This is a genomic window from Micromonospora sp. WMMD956, from assembly GCF_029626125.1.
Taxonomy (GTDB): domain Bacteria; phylum Actinomycetota; class Actinomycetes; order Mycobacteriales; family Micromonosporaceae; genus Micromonospora; species Micromonospora carbonacea.
The window spans coordinates 6,243,078-6,265,384 of the sequence record NZ_JARUBI010000005.1; the positions used below are offsets into that span (position 1 = coordinate 6,243,078).

At 74.2% G+C, this 22,307-nt stretch carries 13 protein-coding genes; 3 read left to right on the plus strand and 10 right to left on the minus strand.

Features of this window, described 5'->3' with window-relative positions; translation table 11 throughout:
- Positions 1-212: 212 nt before the first annotated feature.
- Together O7628_RS27245 and O7628_RS27250 are read left to right on the plus strand one after the other, a co-directional pair.
- A complete protein-coding gene (locus tag O7628_RS27245; RefSeq protein WP_278134900.1) occupies positions 213-1,535 on the plus strand; it encodes an FAD-dependent monooxygenase in 1,323 nt (440 codons plus the stop codon).
- 23 nt (positions 1,536-1,558) lie between these two features.
- Positions 1,559-3,121: an aminotransferase class I/II-fold pyridoxal phosphate-dependent enzyme gene (locus O7628_RS27250; protein ID WP_278134902.1), complete on the plus strand. Its 1,563-nt coding sequence runs from the start codon at positions 1,559-1,561 to the stop codon at positions 3,119-3,121.
- A gap of 60 nt (positions 3,122-3,181) precedes the next feature.
- Here the strand turns inward: O7628_RS27250 and O7628_RS27255 are convergent, their stop codons facing one another.
- The 4 genes from O7628_RS27255 to O7628_RS27270 all read right to left on the minus strand — a co-directional run bounded on the left by O7628_RS27255 (position 3,182) and on the right by O7628_RS27270 (position 7,237).
- On the minus strand, positions 3,182-4,639 hold the full coding sequence (locus tag O7628_RS27255) for a PepSY domain-containing protein (protein ID WP_278134903.1): 1,458 nt from the start codon (positions 4,637-4,639) through the stop codon (positions 3,182-3,184).
- A gap of 149 nt (positions 4,640-4,788) precedes the next feature.
- Positions 4,789-5,376, minus strand: a complete 588-nt coding sequence (locus tag O7628_RS27260) for a copper resistance CopC family protein (RefSeq protein ID WP_278134905.1) — start codon at positions 5,374-5,376, stop codon at positions 4,789-4,791.
- A gap of 26 nt (positions 5,377-5,402) precedes the next feature.
- Positions 5,403-6,629 (minus strand): Dyp-type peroxidase, encoded by a 1,227-nt coding sequence (locus O7628_RS27265; protein WP_178064712.1) that lies wholly within the window; start codon positions 6,627-6,629, stop codon positions 5,403-5,405.
- On the minus strand, positions 6,626-7,237 hold the full coding sequence (locus tag O7628_RS27270; RefSeq protein WP_278134907.1) for a copper chaperone PCu(A)C: 612 nt from the start codon (positions 7,235-7,237) through the stop codon (positions 6,626-6,628). Before O7628_RS27270 ends, O7628_RS27265 begins: the two co-directional genes overlap by 4 nt.
- A 217-nt stretch (positions 7,238-7,454) precedes the next feature.
- Here O7628_RS27270 and O7628_RS27275 point away from each other — a divergent pair, with 217 nt between their 5' ends.
- Positions 7,455-9,344, plus strand: a complete 1,890-nt coding sequence (locus O7628_RS27275; RefSeq protein WP_278134909.1) for a copper resistance CopC family protein — start codon at positions 7,455-7,457, stop codon at positions 9,342-9,344.
- Between the two features lie 65 nt (positions 9,345-9,409).
- Here O7628_RS27275 and sthA read toward each other — a convergent pair whose 3' ends face one another.
- From sthA to O7628_RS27305, 6 genes are all read right to left on the minus strand, one after another.
- Positions 9,410-10,813, minus strand: a complete 1,404-nt coding sequence (gene sthA / locus O7628_RS27280; RefSeq protein ID WP_074476121.1) for a Si-specific NAD(P)(+) transhydrogenase — start codon at positions 10,811-10,813, stop codon at positions 9,410-9,412.
- Between the two features lie 137 nt (positions 10,814-10,950).
- Entirely contained in the window at positions 10,951-12,960 is a 2,010-nt protein-coding gene (locus O7628_RS27285) for a family 43 glycosylhydrolase (RefSeq protein ID WP_278134912.1), read from the minus strand.
- A gap of 429 nt (positions 12,961-13,389) precedes the next feature.
- Complete coding sequence (locus O7628_RS27290; RefSeq protein ID WP_278134914.1) at positions 13,390-14,880, minus strand: TIR domain-containing protein; 1,491 nt, start codon at positions 14,878-14,880, stop codon at positions 13,390-13,392.
- Positions 14,881-14,987: 107 nt separating this feature from the next.
- Positions 14,988-15,755: a methyltransferase domain-containing protein gene (locus O7628_RS27295; RefSeq protein WP_278134916.1), complete on the minus strand. Its 768-nt coding sequence runs from the start codon at positions 15,753-15,755 to the stop codon at positions 14,988-14,990.
- Complete coding sequence (locus O7628_RS27300; RefSeq protein ID WP_278134918.1) at positions 15,752-16,432, minus strand: hypothetical protein; 681 nt, start codon at positions 16,430-16,432, stop codon at positions 15,752-15,754. Before O7628_RS27300 ends, O7628_RS27295 begins: the two co-directional genes overlap by 4 nt.
- Positions 16,433-16,510: 78 nt before the next feature.
- Positions 16,511-22,075, minus strand: a complete 5,565-nt coding sequence (locus tag O7628_RS27305; RefSeq protein WP_278134920.1) for a pentapeptide repeat-containing protein — start codon at positions 22,073-22,075, stop codon at positions 16,511-16,513.
- Between the last annotated feature and the right edge of the window lie 232 nt (positions 22,076-22,307).

The window sequence follows — 22,307 nt, forward strand, 5'->3', positions numbered from 1 at the left end:
GGTGCCGCGGTGACCAGCGCGGTCACGGCGGTCCGGCCACGGACACACCCCTGCCCGACGGGCCGGACCAGGGGCGGTCCACTGTGTACTTTGACGGTTCACTCCCGTTCGCCGGTGGCAGCGCGGGGCGGTCCGTGCCCCGGGCCGGTCCGCCGACGCGCCGAAGGCCCGGCCGGCGGGGCAGCCGGACCTCGTTCGAAGGACTACGAATCATGTACGACGCGATAGTCGTCGGTGGGCGCTGCGCGGGCGCCGCCACCGCCCTGCTACTCGCCCGGCAGGGCCACCGGGTGCTGGTGGTGGACCGCTCGTCCTTCCCCAGCGACGTCATCTCGACGCACTTCCTGTGGCCGCACGGGATGTCCTACCTCAACCGGTGGGGCCTGCTGGACCAGGTCACCGCCGTGACCCCCACGCACACGGTCGTCGACATCGTCAACGACGGCATCCCGCTGAGCGGCTCGGTGCCCGTGTCGCTGCTGCGTGAGCACTTCCGGGACCTGCACGGCGACGACTCGGGCGTCGTGCAGAGCTACGCCTCGGTGCGCCGCCGGGTGCTGGACCAGATCCTCGTGGAGGCGGCGGCCAAGGCCGGCGCCGAGGTCCGCACGCACAGCACCGTCCGGGAGCTGATCATCTCCGACGGCCGGGTCGTCGGCGTGCGGGGGCGCGCCAGCGACGGCGGGGAGTTCGAGGAGCGGGCCCGCATCGTCGTCGGCGCCGACGGCCGCAACTCGTTCGTCGCGCGCACCCTCGGCCTGCCCCGCTTCGACGAGCGGCCCCGCTGCACGTTCGCCTACTGGAGCTACTGGTCCGGCTTCGACCCCGGCCGGGGGCAGATCCACCGGCGCGGCCGGCTCGGCTGCGCGGTGGTGCCGACCAACTTCGGGCAGAACATGGTCCTCGTCTGGGGGCCCAGCGAGTGGTCCCGGGAGTTCCGCGCCGACGTGCCCGGCAACGTCCAGCGGGCGCTGGACTTCGTCAGCCCCGAGCTGGGCGAGCTGGTCCGCACCTGGGGCACCCGGGAGGAGCGCATCTACGGCACGCTGGACCAGTCGGGCTTCCTCCGGCAGCTGCACGGGCCCGGCTGGGTGCTCGTCGGCGACGCCGAGTCGGCCAAGGACCAGTGCACCGCCATCGGCATGACCCACGCGTTCCGCGACGCGGAGCTGGCCAGCGCCGCCCTGCACCGGTGGCTGGCCGGCGAGTCGTCGCTCGACGAGGCGATGGCCGCGTACGAGGGCCGCCGCCGCAGCCAGAACTCCGCCGCCTACTACGACTACGTGTGCACGCTGAGCGAGATGCGGCCGTACCGGCACGACGAGCTGCAGCTGTTCGTCGCGTTGCGCGGCAACCAGGAGGAGACCGACCGGTTCATCGCCACGCACGCCGACATCGCGCCGGTCTCGGAGTTCTTCCAGGCGTCCAACCTCTTCCTGCTCAACGACGCCGCCAAGGAGTCCTCCGCCGGGTACCCGGTCTTCGAGGACTTCGCCGCCACGTCGCGCATGTACCAGCAGAACCTCTTCGCCTGATGCCGCACCAGGGAGCCGACACCGTGACCAGCACCGACCTTCAGCAGCGCGACGACGGCGAGCTGATCGAGGCCATCCTCGACGCCGCCCGGCGCGGCGACGTGGCGACCATGGCCCGCGAGGCGGCCGAGGTCTCCGAGATGACCCGCAACTGGGCCACCCACATCCCCTGGGACGACCTGGCGGCCCTCGACGCCTCCGGGGCCGACGGCGAGCTGGCCCGGGTCGTGGCGGACCTGACCGAGATGTGGGAGCCGGCGCACCTGCGCAACCCCGTCGACCCCGACGAGGAGTACGCGCTGGACAAGAACGCCTACGACTTCTACCGCCCCGCCGGCCGCGACCTGCTCGCCCGCACCGAGGACTTCTACGGCTGGGTGCAGGCCCGCCGCCGCACGGAGACCTGGCAGTACTCCCGGGTCCTGGAGGCGGCCCCGGACAGCATCGCCGAGATCACCAACGACCTGGGCAAACGGACCCGGGGCATCAACTTCAACTCGCAGGACTACCTGTCGTTCAACACCCACCCGGCGATCCGCGAGGCGGCGGTCCGCGCGATGCGCGACTACGGCCCGCACAGCGCCGGCTCGCCGATGGTGCTGGGCAACACCCGCATCTCCGACGAGCTGGAGGCCGCCCTCGGCGAGCTGACGGGGCTGGAGCACGTCACGCTCTTCTCGACCGGCTGGTCCGCGGGCTTCGGCGCGATCGTCGGCCTGGTCCGCCAGTCCGACCACGTGGTCATCGACCGGCTCGCGCACTCCTGCCTCCAGCAGGGCGCGCGGGCGGCGACCCGCAACGTGGTCCGCTACGAGCACCTCAACGTCGAGGCCGTGCGTCAGCACCTGGTCGACATCCGGTCGCACGACACCCGCAACGGCATCCTCGTCGTCACCGACGGCCTCTTCTCCGTCGATGCCGACTGGCCCGACCTGGTGACCCTGCAACGGGTCTGCCGGGAGCACGACGCGACCCTGCTGGTCGACGTCGCGCACGACCTCGGCGCGATGGGGCCGGGCGGCACGGGCGTGCTGGGCATGCAGGGCCTGATCGGCGAGGTCGACATCGTCATGGGGGCGTTCTCGAAGACGTTCTGCTCCAACGGCGGCTTCGTGGCGTCGCGCTCGCCGGCCCTGAAGCAGTACGTGAAGATGTTCAGCGGCAGCCACTTCTTCTCCAACGCGCTGTCACCGGTGCAGACCGCCGTGGTCCGGGAGGCCGCCCGCATCATCCGGTCCCCCGAGGGCGACGAGCTGCGCGCCCGGCTGTTCACCGCCATCCACGCGCTGCGCGACGAGCTGACCGGCCGGGGGCTGACCTGCATGGGGGAGCCGTCGCCGATCGTGCCGCTGCTGATCGGCAACGAGAAGCTCGCCCGGACGGCCAACCGGCTGCTGTTCGACCGGGGGGTGCTCGCGTTCATGGTGGAGTTCCCGGTCACCCCGACCGGTTCGTCGCGGTTCCGGCTCCAGGTGCAGGCCGGCCACCGGCCCGAGGAGGCCCGGGAGGCGGCCCGCATCATCGAGGGGGCCATCGCCGACTCGCGGGCGTACCTGTCCAGCGCGTTCGGCAGCGCCGCCCGGTAGCCGCCGGTGGGCGGCGGTGGGCGGCGGGCCGACACCGGCCCGCCGCCCCGCACGGGCCGGTCAGCCGCCGGCGGGGGCGGGCGAGACCGGAGCGGCCCGGCGGCGGCGTCGGGCCAGCGCGCCGAGGACGACGTCGACGACGACGAACGCGAGCAGGGGGCCGCCGAACCAGGGCAGCGCCCACCCGACGGCCGCGGTCAGCGCGAGGCCCGGCAGCAGCGCCCACCACGGCAGGCCGCGCAGCCCGCCCCGCGCGGGCGGGACGCCGACGGCGGCGCGCCGGTCGGCGCGGGTGGGGCGGCGCTGCCACCACATCCGGTAACCCCAGACGACGACGCAGAGCAGGCCGAGGGCGAGCGCGGCGAGCAGGACCTGGTTGACCGGGCCGAACAGCAGGCCCATGTGGGCCTGGACGCCGAGGGCGCTGAGCTGGGCCAGCAGCGGCCAGTCGGCGAAGTCGCTGCGGTCGGTCACCGTGCCGGAGACCGGGTCGACGGCGATCCGGTCCCGGGCCACGGGCCAGGTGTTGTCGGTCTGGGCGACCGTCCACGCGTCGCCCGGCTCCTCGGCGGGGGAGATCCGCATCGGGCCGGCCAACCCGGCGTCGGTGGCGGCGGCCAGCACCCGGTCGAACGTCGCGGGGTCCGCCGGCCCGGCGGTGACGCCGCCGTGCTGGTGCTCCCCGGCGGCGGGCGGCGGCGCGCCGGTGAGGCTGGTGGAGATCTCGGGGGTGCCGGCGCGCAGCGCGTCGAGCGCGCTGCCGAAGTGCCCACCGGCGTACCGCGACCAGGTCAGGCCGGTCGCGGAGAGGAAGAGCAGGCCGACGGCGAGCCAGACCCCGGTGGTGGCGTGCCAGGCGCGGGTGCGCCGCACCCCCCGGCGGGCGGACAGGTCGGGCACGAGCAGGTGCCGGACGCGGGTACGGGCGGCGCCGCGCCGCCGCCACCACAGGACGACGCCGCCGACGGCGAGCAGCCACAGCCAGCTCGCGGCGATCTCGGAGTAGTGCCGGCCGAGGTCGCCGAGGTGCAGGTTGCGGTGCAGGTCGTCCAGCCAGGTGGTGACGGGCGTGGCGTCGAACCAGGTGGTGAGCTGCCCCTCGACCCGGGCGGTGTGCGGGTCGACGTAGACGGTGTGCTCCCGGTCGCCGAGGTCGGGCTGGGCGAACACCACCCGGGTGGTGGCCCCGTCCGTGCCCGGCAGCACGGCGGCGACGGTCCCCTCGGGGTGGGCGGCGCGGGCGGCGGCGACCTGCTCGGCGAGGGACTTCGGCGGGCCGCCCGGCGCGGCGGTCAGCAGGTCGCCGTAGACGACCCGGTCGAGTTGCGGGGTGACGGTGTAGGCCAGGCCGGTCAGGGCGGCGACGAACAGGAACGGGGCCACGAGGATACCGGCGTAGAAGTGCAGGCGGACCAGGAAGGCCGCCCACGCCGGGGTCCGGCGCGCCACCGGCGCGGGCCCGTCGGCCGGGGTGAGCGGCTCCGGCGTCGACCCGCCGTGCAGTTCGGTGATGGACATACGCTTCCGATCGGAATAGCCGGGATCGTTCCCGGTGGGACTGCCCCCGTACGACAGGGGTGGGTCCCGTCGGTGCCGCAGGGCCCACCGGTGAGGTGGTCGGGCGCGGGGCCGGGGAAGTTCCCGGGCCGTGGCGCGATCGCCGTGGGCTACCGGGCGCGCCGCCGGCGCAGCACCCGCGCGCCGCCGAGCGCGACGGCGGCCAGGGCGATGCCGGCCAGGGCGACGGCGGCCGCCACGATGAGCGGGTCGGGCCCGCCGCCCGGGCCGGCGCGTCCCGCCGCGCCGGCGGCCCCGCTGGTCGGCGCGGCGGTGGGTGGCGCGGTGTGCGGGGCGCTCGCCGGGGCCGGTGCGGTGGCGACGGTGAAGCGGTAGGAGCCCTGCACGGGGTGCCCGTCGGTGGAGACGACCCGGTAGGCCACCGTGTAGGTGCCGTCGGGCAGCGTCCCGGCGACGGCGACGGTCGCCCGCGTGCCGGCGACGACGGGCGCGCCCGTGGGCACCACCCGGCGGGTGGCGTCGCTGAGCACGACGGTGGTGAGGCCCGGGTCCAGCTTCTGGAGGAACCGCACCGTGATCTCGGACGGCGGCTCGGCCAGCCGGGTGTCCGCGGCGGGGGTGGCCGCGGCGAGGCTGTTGTGGGCGGCGGCCGGCGCGGCCGGCGCGGCCAGGACCGCGAGGGCGGCCAGCGCGGCGGCGGCCGCCGCGCGGCGGGGGTGGCGGACGGTTCTGCGCATGCTGGTCCCTCTCCTGGTGACGCCGGTCAGGCGAGCAGCTGCTGGCCGATCCAGCCGCCGTCCGGGCAGCCGGGCGGCACGGCGAACACGGCGGAGCCGATCGGGGTGGTCCACTCGTTGAGCAGGTCCCGCTCGGCGAGGCGACGCTGGATGGGCAGGAACTGTGTCGTGACGTCCGCCTGGTACGAGGCGAAGATCAGCCCGCTGTCGGCGGTGCCGTCGGCGGCCGGCACGCCGTCGTAGTTGTACGGGCGGCGCAGGATGCGCAGCCGGTCGTCGGTGACCCGGGCGCGGGTCAGGTGGGAGAAGTCGGGGATGACGGTGAGCCCGGCGGCGTCGACGGCGGCGAAGTCGGGCTCGTCGTGTTCGGCCGTGCCGGTGAGCGGCGCGCCGGTGTCGAGCCGGCGGCCGACGGCCAGTTCCCGGTCGGCGCGGCCGAGCAGGTCCCAGGTCTCCAGGTTCATGCTGATCCGCCGCACGACCAGGGTGCTGCTGTCCCGCAGCCACGCCGGCCCGTCGGGCACCCACACGGCGGTCTCCAGCGGCCCGCCGGGGCGGGGGTTGGCGGTGCCGTCGAGCTGGCCGAACAGGTTGCGCTGGGTACGCCCCGGTTCCGCGCCCGCCGCCCGGCGGAACCCCTGCTGCACCCAGGCCACCGTCGCGAACGGCCGGCTGTCCTTGACCAGGACCCGCTGGGCGTGGGCCACCGTGACCGGGTCGTCGGCGCAGATCTGCAGCAGCAGGTCCCCGCCGGACCAGCGGGGCTGGAGGCGGTCGACGCGGAAGGCCGGCAGCGCCGCCACCGACGCCGGCCGGCGGTCGTCGAGGCCGGCGGCCCGGTAGAGGCCCGGCCCGAAGCCGAACGTGACGGTCAGCCGCGCGGGCAGCAGGCCGAGCTCGGGTTCGGTGTCGGCGAGGGCCGGCCGGCCCCGGGTGAGCCGGGCGGCGTCGTCGGTGAGCAGCCGCAGCAGCCGGCCCAGGGCGGCCCGGTCGGTGGCCGGGGCGAGGGTCAGCGCGACGAACGCCGCGTGCGCCTGCGGCTCGGTGTCCACCCCTGCCTGGCGCGCGCCGTGGAACGGCACCACCGCGCCGCCGATGTCGGCCACCGGGACGGTCCCCTCGGGGCGCACGTCGGTGTCGCCGGGGCGGGCGAGGGCGACGGCGGCCCCGGCGAGCGTGCCCCCGGCGGCGAGGGCCCCGCCGGTGAGCAGGGCGCGCCTGCGCACCGGGCGGCCGGTGGTGGCGTCGGTCATGACGCGGGGCTCGTGGCCGCCCGCGGCGTGCCGCTCGTGCCCGGCATCGGGGTCGCGCCGTGGCCGGGCGCGTAGCTCTCCTGCGCGCCGGTGAACGGCTTGGCGACGGCGGTGAACGTCTGCGTCCGGCCGTCGGCGAAGGTGAGCGTGACGGCGAGTTCGTCGCCGGGCCGCACCGGCTGCCGGAGGTTCATCAGCATCAGGTGCTCGCCGCCGGGCTCCAGCGCGTGGCTGCTCTTTGCCCTGACCACGATGCCGCCCTGCTTGGCCTGCATGACCATCGTGCCGTCCTTCATGGTCATCTCGTGCAGCTCCATCGGGGACACGTCGGTGGCCGCGCCGGTGATGGTCACGTCCGTGTCGCCGTCGTTGACCAGGGTGCCGAACGCCGCGGTCATGCCCTGGTCGGCGGCCTTCACCCACGGGTCGCGCACGGTCAGCACCCCGGCGGCGGCGCTCACCGACACCGACGGTGACGGCGTCTGGTCCGGCGCGGCCGTGGACGTGCTGTCCGGCGAGCCGCAGCCGGCTACGGCTGCCGCCGCGACAAGGGTGGTGAGCAGGACTTTCGTGTGCCGGGACCGGCGGGGTGCGCGGAGATTGGGCATCGTTTCCCCTTCGATGATCGATTCCAGGTGGATGGTCGGCGTCACGGGGGGTAAAGTTCCGCCGCCGAACGTGACCCACGCCACTCGGGGATCCGGGCGGGCGGGCGCGCCGGCGACCGCCCAGCGGACCGGTGCCCGGGGTGAGAGAAACTTTTGCCATCTGCGGAAAAAGTTCGGATGGGCTTGACGGAAGTCCGGGTGCGGCGAGGATGATCCGATGCGTCGTCCCCCTCCGGTCCCCGGCCGCTTCGTCTCGGGCCTGCTCGCCGTCGTCCTCGCCGCGGCGGTCGCCGTCCTCGGAGCCGCCCCGCCCGCCGCCGCGCACGGCACCCTGGCCATGTCCACGCCGGCGGTCGGCGCCACGGTCGGCGAGCCACTGGCGACCGTGCAGCTCTACTTCACCGAGCGGGTCGCCGACAACGCGTACTTCGCGGTCACCGCGCCGAACGGCGGCCGGGTCGACAACGGCTGGACGCACGGGTCGCCCGCTCCCCTGGACAAGCCGGTACGCGAGTACCTGCTCGTCGACGGCAAGTTCGAGCCGCGCGAGTACGCCACCGGCTTCCCGGCGGTGGTGAAGCTGGCGCACCTGCCGGCGGCGGGCCAGTACACGGTGAGCTACCTGTCGGTGGCCTCCGACGGCGAGCCGGTGCGGGGCACGATGAGCTTCCGCTACACCGGTCGGGTCACGGCCGCCCCACAGGGCTGGCGTGCGCCGACCACGGGACCGGACCCGGCGCTCGTCGCCGCCGCCGAGCAGCACGCGACGTCCGGGCACGGCGCGCCCCAGTCCTCGAACGGACCGGCCACGCCGGCCGCGTCGCCCGCCGCCCCGGGCGCGGCCTCCGTCGCAGCGGCCCCCGTCGAGGCCGAGGACACCGGCGGGTCCGGTTGGCCCGGCGTCGTCGCCGTGGTGGTCGTGGTGGTCGTGGCGGCGGCCGGCGTCGTCGCCTGGCGGTGGCGCGCCGCGCGGGCCGGCGGCCCGGGCCCGACGCCCCGCTGGCCGTGGGCCCGCCCGCGCCCCGCCGGCCGGGCGCCCCGCCGCCCGGCCGCGCGGGCGGCGGGACGCCGGAAGCCCGCCGGCCCGACCCCACGCCCGGCGGCCCGCGGCGGCGGCCCCCGACGCGGCCCGGTCGCCCCGGGCGAGGCGTCCGAGGACCCGCCGGCCAACGGGCCCCGCCTCGGCGACCGGGGCCTCGCCCTGCTCGTCGGGGGACTGCTGGTCGCACTGGTGGCCGGCTTCGGGCTCGGCCGCGTCGGCGCCGGCGACGGGCGGGCCGCCACGGCGGCCGTGGGCGGATCGCCGGCCACCGGCCGCCCCGTCGCGGCCGGGGACGGGCACCAGCACGCGCCGGGCGCCGGGGCGCACACGCATCCCGGCGACGGCGACCCGGCGCAGGCGCAGGTGACCGGGACGACGGTCAGCGCCGGCGGCTACACGCTGAAGCCGGTGACGCGGTCCCAGCCGGCCGGCGTGAACGCCAACTACCGGTTCCGGATCGTGGGCGTCGACGGGCAGCCGGAGACGCGCTTCGCGGTCGTGCACGACAAGCCGCTGCACCTGGTCGTGGTGGGCCGGGACCTGGGCGGCTACCAGCACCTGCACCCCACCATGGCCGCCGACGGCACCTGGAGCGTGCCGCTGGCGCTCGAGCGGGCCGGGGGCTACCGCGTCTACGCCGACTTCGCCACGACCGCCGCCGACGGCACCGCACGGCCGCTGGTCCTCGGCGTCGACCACCAGGTCCCCGGCGCGCACACCCCGGCCCCCCTGCCGGCCGCCGCGCCGCGGGCGACGACCGGGCCGTTCGAGGTGGAGATGGTGGGCGCCCCGACGGTCGGGGCGACGGTGCCGCTGTCGTTCCGGGTGGGTCGCGCGGGCGGCCCCGCGCCGACGCTGGAACGCTACCTGGGCGCGTACGGGCACCTGGTGGTCGTCCGCGAGGGCGACCTGGGATACGTGCACGTCCACCCGGATCAGGAACTGGTCGACGGGGCGCCCCGGTTCTGGCTGACCGCGCCGGGCCCCAGCCGCTACCGGGCGTTCTTCGACTTCCAGGTCGACGGCAAGGTCCACACCGCCGAGTTCACCCTCGACCTGGGCTGAGACCCGGGGCCGACCCGCACCGGGATCGGTGCGGGCCGGCCCGACGCGTCGGGGTCGGGGTCGGGCTAACCCTCGATCCGGACGATGTTGCGGATCTTGTTGGACGCGTCCAGCGCCGCCACCTTGTACGCCTCGGCGAGGGTCGGGTAGTTGAACACCGCGTCGATGAGGTAGTCGACCGTGCCGCCGCAGCCCATGACGGTCTGCCCGATGTGCACGATCTCGGTGGCACCGGTGCCGAACACGTGCACGCCGAGCAGCCGGCCGTCGGCCGGTGACACCAGCAGCTTCAGCATGCCGTACGAGTCGCCGACGATCTGCCCGCGGGCCAGCTCGCGGTAGCGCGCGATGCCCACCTCGAACGGCGTGGAGCTCTCCGTCAGCTGCTCCTCGGTCTTCCCGACGAAGCTGATCTCCGGGATGGTGTAGATGCCGATCGGCTGCAACTCGTTGAGTGCGCGGACGGGCTCCCCGCAGGCGTGCTGGGCGGCGATGCGGCCCTGCTCCATGGAGGTGGACGCCAGCGCCGGGAACCCGATCACGTCGCCCACGGCGTAGATGTTCTCCACCGCCGTGCGGTAGTCCGCGTCGACCGTGATCCGGCCGCGCCGGTCGGCCTGCAACCCGGCAGCCTCCAGCGCCAGGCTGTCGGTCTGGCCCTGACGGCCAGCCGAGTACATGACGGTGTCCGCGACGATCTTCTTCCCGCTCTTGAGGACGCACAGCGCCGCGCTCTCGTGCTTCTCCACCGCCGCCACCTCCTCACCGAAGCGGAACGTGACCGACAGGTCGCGCAGATGGTACTTGAGCGACTCGACGACCTCCTCGTCGCAGAAGTCGAGCATCCGGTCGCGCCGCTCCACCACGGTCACCTTCGTGCCGAGCGCGGCGAACATGGAGGCGTACTCCATGCCGATCACGCCCGCGCCGACCACGACCATGCTGCGGGGGATGGACTCCAGGTTGATGACCCCGTCGGAGTCCACGATCGTCCGCTCGTCGAACTCGACGCTGTCCGGACGGGCCGGCCGGGTGCCGGCGGCGATGATCGCCTTGTCGAAGGTGACCCGCGACTCCTGCCCCGACTCGCCGTCGACCCAGATCGTGTGCGCGTCGGCGAACCGCCCGGTGCCGGTGATCAGCGTCACCCGGTTGCGGGCCAGCTGGTTGCGGATGACGTCGGTCTGCCGGCTGATCACGTGCTGGGTGCGAGCGGCCAGGTCGCCGACCGTGATCTCGTCCTTGAGCCGGTAGCTGCTGCCGTACAGGTCGCGCTGGCTCATGCCGCTCAGATAGAGCACGGCCTCGCGCAACGTCTTGGAAGGGACGGTGCCGGTGTTGATGCACACCCCACCGATCATGTCGCGGCGGTCGACGATGCCGACCCGCCGACCGAGCTTGGCCGCGGCGATCGCGGCCTTCTGACCGCTGGGCCCGGAGCCCAGCACCAACAGGTCGTAGTCATACACGCCGTAAGCCTCGCAAGATCCCGCAACCCCCGCCACCGCACGTTCGGCGGTGGCCCCCGGCCCATCGGCGCCGACAGGCGTACGCCCCGGCACGCCGGCCGGTGGGCCGACGCGCCGGGGCGCGGGTGGGGACCGGGTCAGGGGGTGGTGATGTTGAAGCTCCTGACGGTGGCGCTGCCGCCGAGGGCCTGGGTGGCGTAGTTGAAGACGCCGAACCGGTAGCCCATGAAGAACGGCCAGTTGTTGTCGAGGGTGAGCGCGTTGCCGAGGGACACGAAGTTGGTGCCGTCGGTGCTGTAGGAGAAGCGGGCCTGCCGGCCCGCGCCCGGTCTGATGTCGGCGTTGACGCGCAACCAGATGCGTCCGCCGCTGATCGCCGCGCTGGCGATCTCACTGCCGGTGTTCGTGGTGTTCCAGTTGCTGTCCATGGTGATGTTGTTGGTCATGACCACCCGGTTGGCCCCGTTGTCGCGTCTGACGCCGATCCAGGCGGACGAGTTGCGCAGCATGGACAGGCCGCTGCGGTCACCGTCGCGCATCGTGGAGTAGTCGAGCTCGATGGTGGCGGTGCTGGTCGGCCCCTGGATGCGGTGGGTCAGCGTGTTGCGGGCCTTGTAGAGGTCGGTGGTGACCGTGGCGGCCTGGAGCCGCAGCCCGTTGTTGACCGACCACTTGCTGTTGTCGGGGTTGTGGTTCCACTCGTACTGCGGGCCGAGCGTGGTGCCGGGGAACGTGTCGTTGCCGATCATGGGCTTGACCGGGCGGGTGGGCAGGGGGTTGGGGTAGGAGCCGCCCCAGGCGCCGTTGACGGTCTGGATCTGGGGCCAGCCGTCGGAGGTCCAGTTGATCGGCGCGAGGGCGGGCACCCGGCCGCCGGGGTAGGCGTCGATGAAGCTCATGTAGTACCACTGGCCGTTCTGGGTCTGCACGAGCCCGCCCTGGTGGGGGACGCCGCCGCCGGAGATCGGGCCGGGCATGTTGAGCAGGACCTGGCGCATCTCGTACGGCCCGAACGGTGAGCTGGACTTGAGCACGTACTGGCCGTTGGCGGGGCGGGTCAGCCAGATGTAGTAGCTGCCGTTGCGCTTGTAGAACCGGGCGCCCTCGAGGGTGCCGACGCTGGACGGCGTGGAGAAGACCTGCTGCGCGCGGACCTGCGTCTTGCCGTCGGCGGAGAGCTGGGCGACGCTGATCTGGGTGTTGCCGTACGCGACGTACATGGTGTCGTTGTCGTCGACGAGCAGGCCGGCGTCGTAGTAGCAGTTGTTGATGGTCGAGATGCGGTTCCAGCCGCTCTCGACGCTGGTCGAGCTGTAGACGTGGGTCTTGGAGAAGTCGATGCAGCCGAGCCAGTAGAAGGTGTTGTTGCTCTTGCGGTAGTTCATGGCCGAGGCCCAGATGCCGTCGACGTAGGCGTGCGAGCCGTTGAGGTCGTACTTGGTGCCGAAGTCGAGGCGGGGCACCGAGTGCCCGGCGAACTCCCAGTTGACGAGGTCGTAGGAGCGCAGGATCGGCGCGCCGGGGGAGTAGTGCATGGTGGACGCCGAGTAGTAGTAGGCGTCACCGACGCGGAAGATGTCGATGTCGGCGAAGTCCTGCCACAGCACCGGGTTCGTGAACGACCCCGAGGGCGAGGGCGGCGGCGTGGTCGGCGGCGGCGTGGTGGGCGGGGGAGTGGTCGGCGGCGGCGTGGTGGGCGGCGGCGTCGTGGTCGGGTTCCCCGTGGGGACCGAGCCGGTGCAGGTGACCCCGTTGAGGGCGAAGCTGGTCGGCGCCGGGTTGCTCGACGTCCAGGTGCCGTTGAAGCCGAAGTTGACGTTGCCGCCGGTGGGGATGGCGGCGTTGAAGTCGGCGTTGGCCACCGTCACCTGGGCGCCCGACTGGCTGGCCGTGCCGTTCCACAACTGGCTGATCGTCTGCCCGGCGGCGAAGGACCAGGTCAGCCGCCAACCGTTGATCGCGTCGCCGAGGTTGTCCACGACGACGTTGGCGCCGAAGCCGCCCTGCCACTGGTTGGTCACCGTGTAGGTGACCTTGCAACCGACGGCGGCCTGGGCGGAGACGGCCAGGGTTGACCCGGCGGCGCTGACGGCGATGACCGTCGTCGCGGCGAGCCAGAGCCGAAGACGCGAGCGTTTCACTGCCATTCCTCTCCTCTGTGCGATCCTGGATCTGCTGGTCGTGGCACGTCGGGCGGGTAGCCGACCTGGCGTGCGGGGCGCGCCGCCGGATCAGCGGGAACCGCGACCGCCGCGACGCCGCGCCCGTCGGCGTGGGCCGGCGGACGGAAGTCGGTCGGGTGGCGGCCCGGCACGGTCCGGGCTGGTGAGACTGGACGATCGTGGCTGCGCAACGTCACGGGTCTGTCGACATCAACCCGGGGCCCGGCCGACAGAGGCTGCCATCTCCGGCCGGCACCTGGCATGGTGCGACGCCCGAAGGATGGCCCCGGACAGCTGTCGTCGGTGCCGCTCGTGCCTCCGGCTCCGGTCCCGGATCGGACACCGTGCTGCCGGTCGGAGCGCGCCCTTCGCTCCTGCAGCGGACACTAGCGTGTTACCGTTCACACCGGCAAGTCATCGACCTGAAACGATGTCCGGGGATCCCGGCGTCGCCGGGCCGGGGCCGGCGGCGATCACCCGGGACCGGACGTCGTCCGCCGCGCCCGACCCGTCGTCCGCTGCGGTGGACAGCCGGATGAAGGTCGGCCCCGCGCCCGCCGACGCGGCGTCCCCGCCGCACCCCGGCGGCGGCGACACGAGCAGGTGCAGCCGGGGCGTCAGCAGCGCCGCGACGCTGTCGTGGTCCCGGACGGCGTCGGACGCGGCCGGATGGCCGATCAGCCCGGCGGTCAGCCAGCCGCCGGACCGGTAGCGGTCGAGCCGTCGGGCGAACCAGTGTGCCTGGGCCGCGCCGACCAACCCGTGGTGGCCGTCCGGAAGGTGGCTCTCCGCCATCGTCGAGTTGATGCCGGCGACCACCAGGTTGAGCTCGGGCATCTCGAAGACGCTCCACGGCCGGTGCCGGTCGAACGTGGGGCCGTCCACCCCGTCGTAGAGTTCGGTGAAGAACCGGAAGTAGTGCCGCCACTTGTCCCAGTAGGGCGGCTGCGGCCGCACCTCGTCGGCCTCGCAACTCGCGAAGTACGCCCGGCAGGCCGCGTGGTTGACGTCGTGCGGGCCGGGCACCACCGCTATCCGCCCCGCATCCAGGTCGAGGACGTCGCGGAGCCGGGCCAGGAACGCCAGCGCCTCGTCGAACTCGCGGATCCCGCCGGCCGCGGTCAGGTCGCCGCTGATCAGCAGCGCGTCCGGACCGGTGCCGCCGGTGGCGAGCAGCCGCTCGACGCCGGAGCCGACGGCGTCGAGCAACTCCTTGGCGCGTTGGCGCGGGGCCGGCCCGGCGCAGGGCTGGCGGGCGAACCGCGGGCCGGGCAGGTGCAGCAGGGTCACCTCGGTGTCCGCGGCGTGCCCCGTCGACCGCTGCGGCGGGTAGGCCGGCGGGTGCCGCAGCCGCAGCCGGGGGTGGTGCGCGGCGATCTGCGGGGGTGGCTGCCCGGCCGGCAGCTCGTCGTCGCCCGGCCCGACCGCAGGGCCGGCGGGGAACCCCGGCCCCGCCGTGGGCTTCGCCCGGCCGCGCATCGCCTCGCCGACCCGGCGCAACAGCCGTCGCCGGGCGTCCCGTTCGTCGGCCGCGCCGACCAGGTCGACGTAGGTGATGGTGGCCAGCAGCCCCTCCGGGTCGAAGTCCTCGATCCGTACGGTGATCAGCCGCCGCTGCGGGTCGTCGGGCGCACTGCGGAACGCCGCCTGCCACTCCAGCCGCCCGTAACGGGACCGGACATAGTTGGGCGACAGCACGGCGATGACGGCGATCGATTCGCAGATCGCCCGGTCCATGAATTCGATGAAGTTCGTCCCGGCCACGAAATCCCAGGCCTGGAGAATCGTCCGGTAGCCCGCGCGCTCAAGCTCCCAGGCTATCCAGGTCGCCCACCGCTCGTCGGCCGGTGAATAGCTGATCAGGAAATGAGCCGCGTCGGCGGGGTATCCGAACTGGCCGGTCATGTGCCAATTCTGCCCGGCCGTCGGCCGCGGGGTGAACGCCACTCCGCATTGGCGTCGACGACTGGCCCGAATGGCGGGCCGGGCCGTCGGGGCGGGGTGCCCGTGGCTCAGCCGTCGACGCCCGGCGGGCGGCGGGCGCTGGCGACGAGCGACCCGCCCAGGCCCGGGAACAGCCGGGCCAGCAGCCGGGACTGGAGCCACCGGCCCCGCCCGACGTGGACGCCGACGTAGTTCGACCGGATCGACACGTCGACGAAGCCGGCGGCCCGCAGCACCCGGCGCAGCATCTGCGCGGTGAACGGGCGGATGTGCAGGTGCAGGTACGGGTGCGTCGGATCGACCTGACGCGGCGACCGGCCGAGGAGGAACCGGAGCCGGTCCTGGAGCGGGGCGAGGTTCGGCGTGCTCAGGACCAGCGCGCCGCCGGGGCGCAGCACCCGGGCGATCTCGGCCAGCAGGGCCCCCGGGTGGTACACGTGCTCGATCAGCTCGGCCGCGACGACCCCGGCCACCGACCGGTCCGCCAGCGGCAGCGGCCGGGTGACGTCGAGCCGGACCGGGTGGTGCCCACCGGCCGGCGCCCCCGCCAGCGCCGCCCAGGACAGGTCGGCGACCACGGTCGGCCGGCGCGGGCGGGGCAGGCCGTCGAAGATGCTCCGCGCCCCGGGCCCCAGCTCCAGCAGGGCCCCGGCCGGACCGCCGGACCCGTCGCCGCCGTCGGGACCCCCGAGCGCGTCCAGCAGCGCCGCGCCGACCAGGCGTCGGCGCACCGCGTGGTACGGGTCGTCGACGTACGCCCGGGTCGCCCGGCCGTCGTCGTAGCACCGGCTGTTGGCCTCCCGCGCCGCCTCCGCCGCGCGGCCCCCGCCGGTCACCGCTGGCCGGCCGGCGTCAACCGGTCGGCGTCCCTCGCCAGCCGGTCGAGGGCGGTCCGGGCCAGCGAGACCGTCTCGGCGCGGCCGTGCAGCCGCCGGGTCAGCCGGTGCGCGGGCGTGTCGAGGGCGCCGAGGGTGAGGTCCGGCTTCTCCGGATGGTGTAGCCCGAGCACGACGGTGGCGGCCGGCGCGCCGCCCACGACGGTGGACGCGTGGAAGTGCCCGGCGGCCAGCTCGTACGCGCTGCCGGCCGCCCAGTGCTCCGGCGCGCCGGCCGTGGCGTCCACGGTGCGCGTGGTCGGCACGAGCCGGTCGCCGCCCGCCGTGGTACGCGTGTCGAACACCCGGTACGTGCTGCCGGTCGCCACCGTCACGTGCTGGTTGCCCACCTGGCCGTAGAGGACGTGGCTGAGCAGGTCCCAGCTGTGGCAGTGGAACGGCGAGACGGAGAGCCGCACGGGTGTGCGGCGCTCGCCGAACAGGTGCACGCAGACGCCCCGCCGGCCGTCGCGCAGCACCGGCAGGCAGGCGAAACCCAGCGGGTGGCGCACCGCGGACAGCGTCGACTCGCCGTTGGCGATCGGATCCAGCCAGGTGGTCCGGACCAGCTCGGCGACCCGGTCGGGTGATCCGCTACGGATCGCCCGCTCCAGCGTCGCGTAGATCATGACGGTCATCTCCTGAGAATGAGAGGAAACGTGATTCACGTCCGGGCGCGCGCGAACACCGGCGGTCCGGTCGAAGGAAGGTCGGGGTCAGTCCCGTAGGGGGACACCGGCCGGTATCCGGCCCACGTTGTCCAGATACGGATCGAGCTCACCGACCTCGAACCGGCACATCCCGGCCACGTGCCAGAAGTCGGCCGAGACCTCGCCCGCCGACTTGTGCCGCCCGTTCGGGGTGAACGCCACCCAGGAACGCTCGGTCAGGCCCAGCAGCGTGCACCGGTGGGCGGCCGTGCCGTCCGACGCCGGCTGCCACAGCCGCACGGTGCCGTCGGTGCTGCCGCTGGCCAACAGGCCACCGTCCGGGCTGAACGCCACCGACCAGATCCGGCGGGTGTGCCCCGTCAGCTCCTGCACCCGCTGGCCGGTCCGCGTGTCCCAGAGGTCGATGACCCCGTCGTCGCCGGCCGTGGCGAGAAGCCGGCCGTCCGGGTGGAAGGCCACCGTCCACAACTTGCGCCGCCCCGGCTGGAGCACCCGCAGCACGGCCTGCCCGTGCGGGTCCCACAGCACCGCCGTGCCGTCGGCGCTCGCCGAGGCGAGCATCCGCCCGTCCGCCCGGTAGGCCAGGGACACGATGCGGCCGCTGTGCGTCTTCGGCAGCACCCGCGCCTCGTCGGAGCCCGGGTCGTGCAGGCGGACCAGCTCGTCGTCGCAGCCGGTGGCCAGCGTCGCGCCGTCGGGGGAGTAGGCCAGGGCCCGGACCCGGCCCCGGAAGCCGCGCAGCCACCCGATCGTGCGCCCGGTCGTGCGGATCAGCAGCTGCACCGTGTGGTCGTCGTTGGCGACGGCGATGCGGTCCCCGGCCGGGTCGAACACCATTGCCCAGACCGCGTCGCTCGACACCTCGAGCTGCCGGCCCTCCGCGCCGGCCTCGGCGTCCCACAGGTAGACCCGCCCGTCGTTGCTGGCGGTGGCCAGCAGGTGGGGCTCCGCGCCGAAGGCCACCGAGACCAGCCGGTCCATCCGGTTGGACTCCAGCACCTGCCGGCACTCCCCGGCGACCGGGTCCCACAACCGGACCAGCCCGTCGTTGCTGCTGGTGGCCAGCAGCGATCCGTCCCGGTTGAAGGCCACGGCCCGCATCTGCCGGCCGTGGCCGCGCAGCACGGCGGCCGACTCGCCGCTGCCGGTGCTCCACACCTTCGTGGTGAAGTCGTTGCTGCTGCTGATCAGCCGGTCACCGTCCGGGCGGAACGTGATCGGCCACACCGAGGCGTAGTGGCGGTCCAGCTCGTGGCGCACCTCGCAGGTGGCGTCGTCCCAGATCCTGACCCACCCGTCGCTGTCGCCGGTGGCGAACATCGTGCCGCGCGGGCTGAACGCGACCCGGTACACGGCCCCGCTGTGCCGGCCCACCTCCCGGCCGACCGGCGAGTGGCCGCCCTCCGGCAGGTCCCAGCGTCGCACCGACCCGGTGACGTCGGCGCTGACGAGGTGCCGGCCGGAGGGGTGGAAGTCGAAGGTGTAGATCGGCCCCTCGTGCCCGGTCAGCCGGTGCAGCAGCCGGCCCGTCCTGGGGTCCCACAGCCGCAGGACGCCGTCCTCCGCGCCACCGGCCAGGAAGGTGCCGCCCGGGTCGTGCCGCAGCCAGTACGTCAGCTTGTCCTCCGCCTCCGCGCGCTGCCGCAGCAGGCCGGTGCGCAGGTCCCACAGCCGCACGACGCCGCCGTCGTCGCCGGTGGCCAGCGTCGAGCCGTCCGGGTTGAACGTGCCCGTCCACACCGGTGCCCGGTGCCCCGGCAGCTCCCACCGCAGTCGCCCGGTGGCGACCTCCCAGACCCGGACCACGCCGTCCTTGTCGCCGGTGGCCAGCAGCGTGCCGCTGCTGTCGAACAGCAGCGGCCACACCCACTCCCGGTGCCCGGACAGCACGTGCCGGCACTCGCCGGTGGTGGCGTCCCAGAGGCGGACGAGGCCGTCCTGGGCGCCGGTGGCCAGCAGCGGCTCGGTGGGGCTGAAGTTCACCGAGTACGTCCGCCACTCGTGGCCGGTCAGCGTGCGCAGCGGCCGGTTGTCCCGGGCGTCGCAGATCAGCACCGAGCCGTCCTCGCAGCCGATCGCCAGCAGCGCGCCCTCGGCGTCGTAGCCGACCGGGCGCGGCAGCCGGCCCTCCTCGAAGCCGAACAGGACGCCCAGCGCGACCGGCCGGACCGCCGTGGTCAGCGGGCTGCCGGGCAGCACCACCGCGCCCCGGCGGCGCAGCCCGTCGAGGGCCGCCGGGGCGGCCGTCGCCGACACCACCGCCGCCCTCCGCCACCGCACGTCGGTCAGCACCGCGTCGGACAGGTCGGTGGTGAGGATCCGCGCGTCGGTCAGGTCGGCCCCGGTCAGGTCGGCCCGGGCCAGGTTGCTGCCGACGATCCGGGCCCCCGACAGGTCCGCGCCCCGCAGGTCGGCCCCGGACAGGTCGCTGTCCTCGATGGCGACGCCGGCCAGCCGGGCCCCGCGCAGGGTGGCGTCGGCGAGCACCATGTCCGCCAGCCGGGCCCCGGTCAGGTCCGCGTCGGTGAGGTCCGCCGCCGGCCACGACCGCTCGGTCAGGTGCAGCCCGCTGAGCAGGGCCGAGCGCAGGTTGAGCCCGGGGGAGGTGCTGAACCGGGCGATGATCCGCCCCGCGTTCGTCCGGGCGGCGGGGGTGGCGTCGGGGTCGTCCAGCACCCCCTGCGCCCAGCGCCGGCAGACCGACGGCTCGGCCAGGTCGCACAGGAAGTCGATGGTGAGCTGGGACAGCGGGTGGGCGTGCAACCGGCCGGTGTGCTCGCGGCCGGTGGCGGAGAGGTCGTCGGCCAGGTGCCGGGCGACCAGCCACTCCGTGACGGATTCGTGGATGAAGCTGAACACCCCGTCGTCCGTGCGGATGAGCAGGCTGCCGGCGCCGATGGCATGGGTGATCTGCTCGGCGGACAGGTGCCGGCCGGCGAGATCGGTCAGCGTGCCGGCCAGGTCCTGGATCTCCTCGACCCGCATCAGCGCCTCGCCGCGTTCCCACAGCCGCAGCGCCAGCGCGGTGACCGCCGCGAACAGGTCCCCGGCGGCGAGGCCGACCGGCACCCCCCGGATGTCCTGCGTCCGGTCGCCCTCGTAGCCGAGCCAGGCGTCGATGATCTCCTCGTACAGGCGGGCCGGGCTGATCGTGCCGCTCGCCGCCGACACCGCGCGCAGCCGGTCCGTGGGCAGGTCGGCGATGAAGCCCAGCATCCGTGGGTTGGTGGCCAGCGGCATCAGCCCGGGAATGCTCGCCAGGAGGTCGAGCCGCCGGTCGACCTCCTCGACCTGCCCACCGAAGCGCTGGACCAGCAGGGCGCGGATCTGCGCGGCGGACAGGTGCGACAGGCTCAGCACGCGGCGCTGGGGCAGGCTGCCGATCCGTGCCTCCATCGCGGTGGCGACCTGCGAGTGCGCGGCGAAGTGCTGGGTCCGGCTGGCAACGATGATCTTGGCCTGCCCGCGGGCGGCGGCGAGCAGCGTGCCGAGGTGGTCCGCCGCCCGGGCGTAGGTGGCCCGGGCCACCAGCTCGTCGAAGCCGTCGAAGATCAGCACGATCCGGCCGTGGTCCAGCATGTACCGGAAGGCGGGCAGGTCGATCTTGTCGTGGCCGTGGTTGGCCAGGTGCGCCGCGACGTGTCCCTCCAGCGTGTTGGCCTTGTCCGAGGCCCGCAGGTCGATCAGGACCGGCAGCACGTGCGGCAGTTCGGTGCCGATGCGTCGGGTCAGCTCCCGCAGCGCGAAGGTCTTGCCGCGCCCGAAGTCGCCCAGCAGCAGGACGAACCGGCCCTCGTCGCCGCCCACCAGCTCCAGCAGCTCCCCGACCAGGTCCTCGCGGGTCTCGTCGCCGTCGACGCGCGGGCGGGCCGCGGCGTGGGTCTTGTCGACGAACCGCTGCGGGACGTAGCCCTGGGCGGGATAGCGGGGGTCGGCCAGCAGCGCCTCGGACTGCGTCCGCAGGTAGCCGGTGAGGTCGAGCAGCCCCTGGAACTGGCGGAAGCTGCGCAGCCGCACCTTGCGTCGGCGGGCGTAGTCGCGCAGCGCCCGCGCCGGCTCCTCGCCCTGGTAGACGAGTTCCGACTCGACGTCGGGGTCGGCGCCGTGCACCTGCTCCAGGAAGGTGTCCACGTCGTGCTCGTCGACCGTGCGCACGCAGGCGCCGATGCGCAGCTGCCGCGCCCGCCCGCCGTCGGCGTAGGTCACCCGCAGGTAGGGGAACGCGCCCTTGATGCGGTGCACCACCGCGCCCGAGTGCCGCGCCACGCACACGTCGGCGATCTGGTCCAGCAGCAGACGCCGCGAGTCGAGCTGATCCCAGTCCGAGCCGGCGGGCCTCCAGCCGTCCCCGGAGCGCGCCACGACCCGGTGGGCCGACGACACCGGGAAGGTGTTCTCCGCCGCCCGCCAGACGACCGGCGTCGGCGGCGACCACCGGGGCCGCGCGACCACGTCGGCGGTCTCGCCCAGCCAGCGGGCCTGCTCCCGGTCGAACCGGCGGCTGAGCCGGACCAGGCCGTCCTCGGTCAACCGCAGCAGCTGGTAGCGGCTGGCCGCCTCCGGGCTCGGGAGGGGGCCCAGCCCGTAGGTCGGCAGCCCGCCGGCCAACTGGCCGCCGGCGGGGGCCTTCTCGTCGCCGTTGCCGTGCAGCAGGAGGTTCAGCCGGTGGCCCAGGGCCCCGTCGAGCAGCTCGGCGTCGGCGAGCCGCTCGTGGGCCGGCTCGGAGCGGCCGTGCGGATCATGGTGCACCACGCCGATCCGCAGCCAACCCCGCTCCTCGTACGTGGCCAACGACTCGGCCACGTGCCGGGCCTGCTCCGCGCCGATGCGGCCCGGCCGGGGGCCGGCCCCGGCGGCCGGCTCGGCGTCGATCGTGGAGTTGAGCCCGGCGACCACCACCCGCAGGTCGGGCAGCTCGAACAGGCTCCACGGGTGCTCCTTCTGCATCCGGGCCTGCTGGCGGTCCTCCGGCCAGGCGTCGAACAGGGTGGCGAAGTGCCGCCAGTTGTGCCAGTAGGGCTTGACCGGGGCGACGTCGTCGGCCTCGCACTGCGCCAGGTACGCCCGCGCCGCCGCCTCGTTGACGTCGCGTTCTCCCGGCACGACCGCGATCCGGCCGAAGCCGATGCCGAGGTGCTCGGCGAGCCCCTCCAGGAAGGACTTGACCAGGTCGAACTCCCGGGGTCGGCCGGTGACCGCCAGGTCGCCGCTGACCACGACGAGGTCCGGGCGGGCGCCCGGAAGGCTGCGGGCGAGCAGGTCCAGGTCCGCGCACAACGCCGCGAGGACCTCCTCGTGGGCGCCCGCCGGCACCGGTGCGCCGAACGCCTGCCCCGGCGCGAACCGCAGGTGGGACAGGTGGAGCACGGTGACCGCGGTGTCGGCGGTGAGCTGGTCGAAGGTGACCCCGAGCGCCGTCGCCAGCAGGTGCAGCTCCTCCACGTCGATCCCCCGCAGACCCGCCTCGATCTTGGCGATCGCGCTGCGGGACAGCGAGGACGTGCCGAGCTGCTCGCACTGCTCGGCGAGCTGGCGGGCGGACCAGCCGCGTTCGTCGCGCAGGCGGCGGATGCGGGCAGCGATGATCTTCGTCAGTTCCGGCCTGGCCATGACGCCGACACCTCCTCGGAGGGGGTGTCTCCACTGTACGCGGTGTTGCTCCATGAGGGAGCAGGCACCCGGCTGGTTTCTGGCAGATACCCTCGGACGGGTGACGGCGATGTCGGGCGTCACGCAGGACGACACGCGAACGCACGCTCGCAGTCACGTTGTGCGACAGTCGTGGTCGTCGTAGCCTGGACATGTTGCTCCCCCACAGAACAACCTCCGATCCCCCGGGAGG

What these genes read in the sequence shown, in the direction of transcription:
- O7628_RS27300 (WP_278134918.1), bottom strand. Translation starts at nt 16,432, where the DNA reads ATGACCGTCATGATCTACGCGACGCTGGAGCGGGCGATCCGTAGCGGA.
- O7628_RS27255 (WP_278134903.1), bottom strand. Translation starts at nt 4,639, where the DNA reads ATGTCCATCACCGAACTGCACGGCGGGTCGACGCCGGAGCCGCTCACC.
- O7628_RS27275 (WP_278134909.1), top strand. Translation starts at nt 7,455, where the DNA reads ATGCGTCGTCCCCCTCCGGTCCCCGGCCGCTTCGTCTCGGGCCTGCTC.
- O7628_RS27260 (WP_278134905.1), bottom strand. Translation starts at nt 5,376, where the DNA reads ATGCGCAGAACCGTCCGCCACCCCCGCCGCGCGGCGGCCGCCGCCGCG.
- O7628_RS27245 (WP_278134900.1), top strand. Translation starts at nt 213, where the DNA reads ATGTACGACGCGATAGTCGTCGGTGGGCGCTGCGCGGGCGCCGCCACC.
- O7628_RS27270 (WP_278134907.1), bottom strand. Translation starts at nt 7,237, where the DNA reads ATGCCCAATCTCCGCGCACCCCGCCGGTCCCGGCACACGAAAGTCCTG.
- O7628_RS27290 (WP_278134914.1), bottom strand. Translation starts at nt 14,880, where the DNA reads ATGACCGGCCAGTTCGGATACCCCGCCGACGCGGCTCATTTCCTGATC.
- O7628_RS27265 (WP_178064712.1), bottom strand. Translation starts at nt 6,629, where the DNA reads ATGACCGACGCCACCACCGGCCGCCCGGTGCGCAGGCGCGCCCTGCTC.
- O7628_RS27285 (WP_278134912.1), bottom strand. Translation starts at nt 12,960, where the DNA reads ATGGCAGTGAAACGCTCGCGTCTTCGGCTCTGGCTCGCCGCGACGACG.
- O7628_RS27305 (WP_278134920.1), bottom strand. Translation starts at nt 22,075, where the DNA reads ATGGCCAGGCCGGAACTGACGAAGATCATCGCTGCCCGCATCCGCCGC.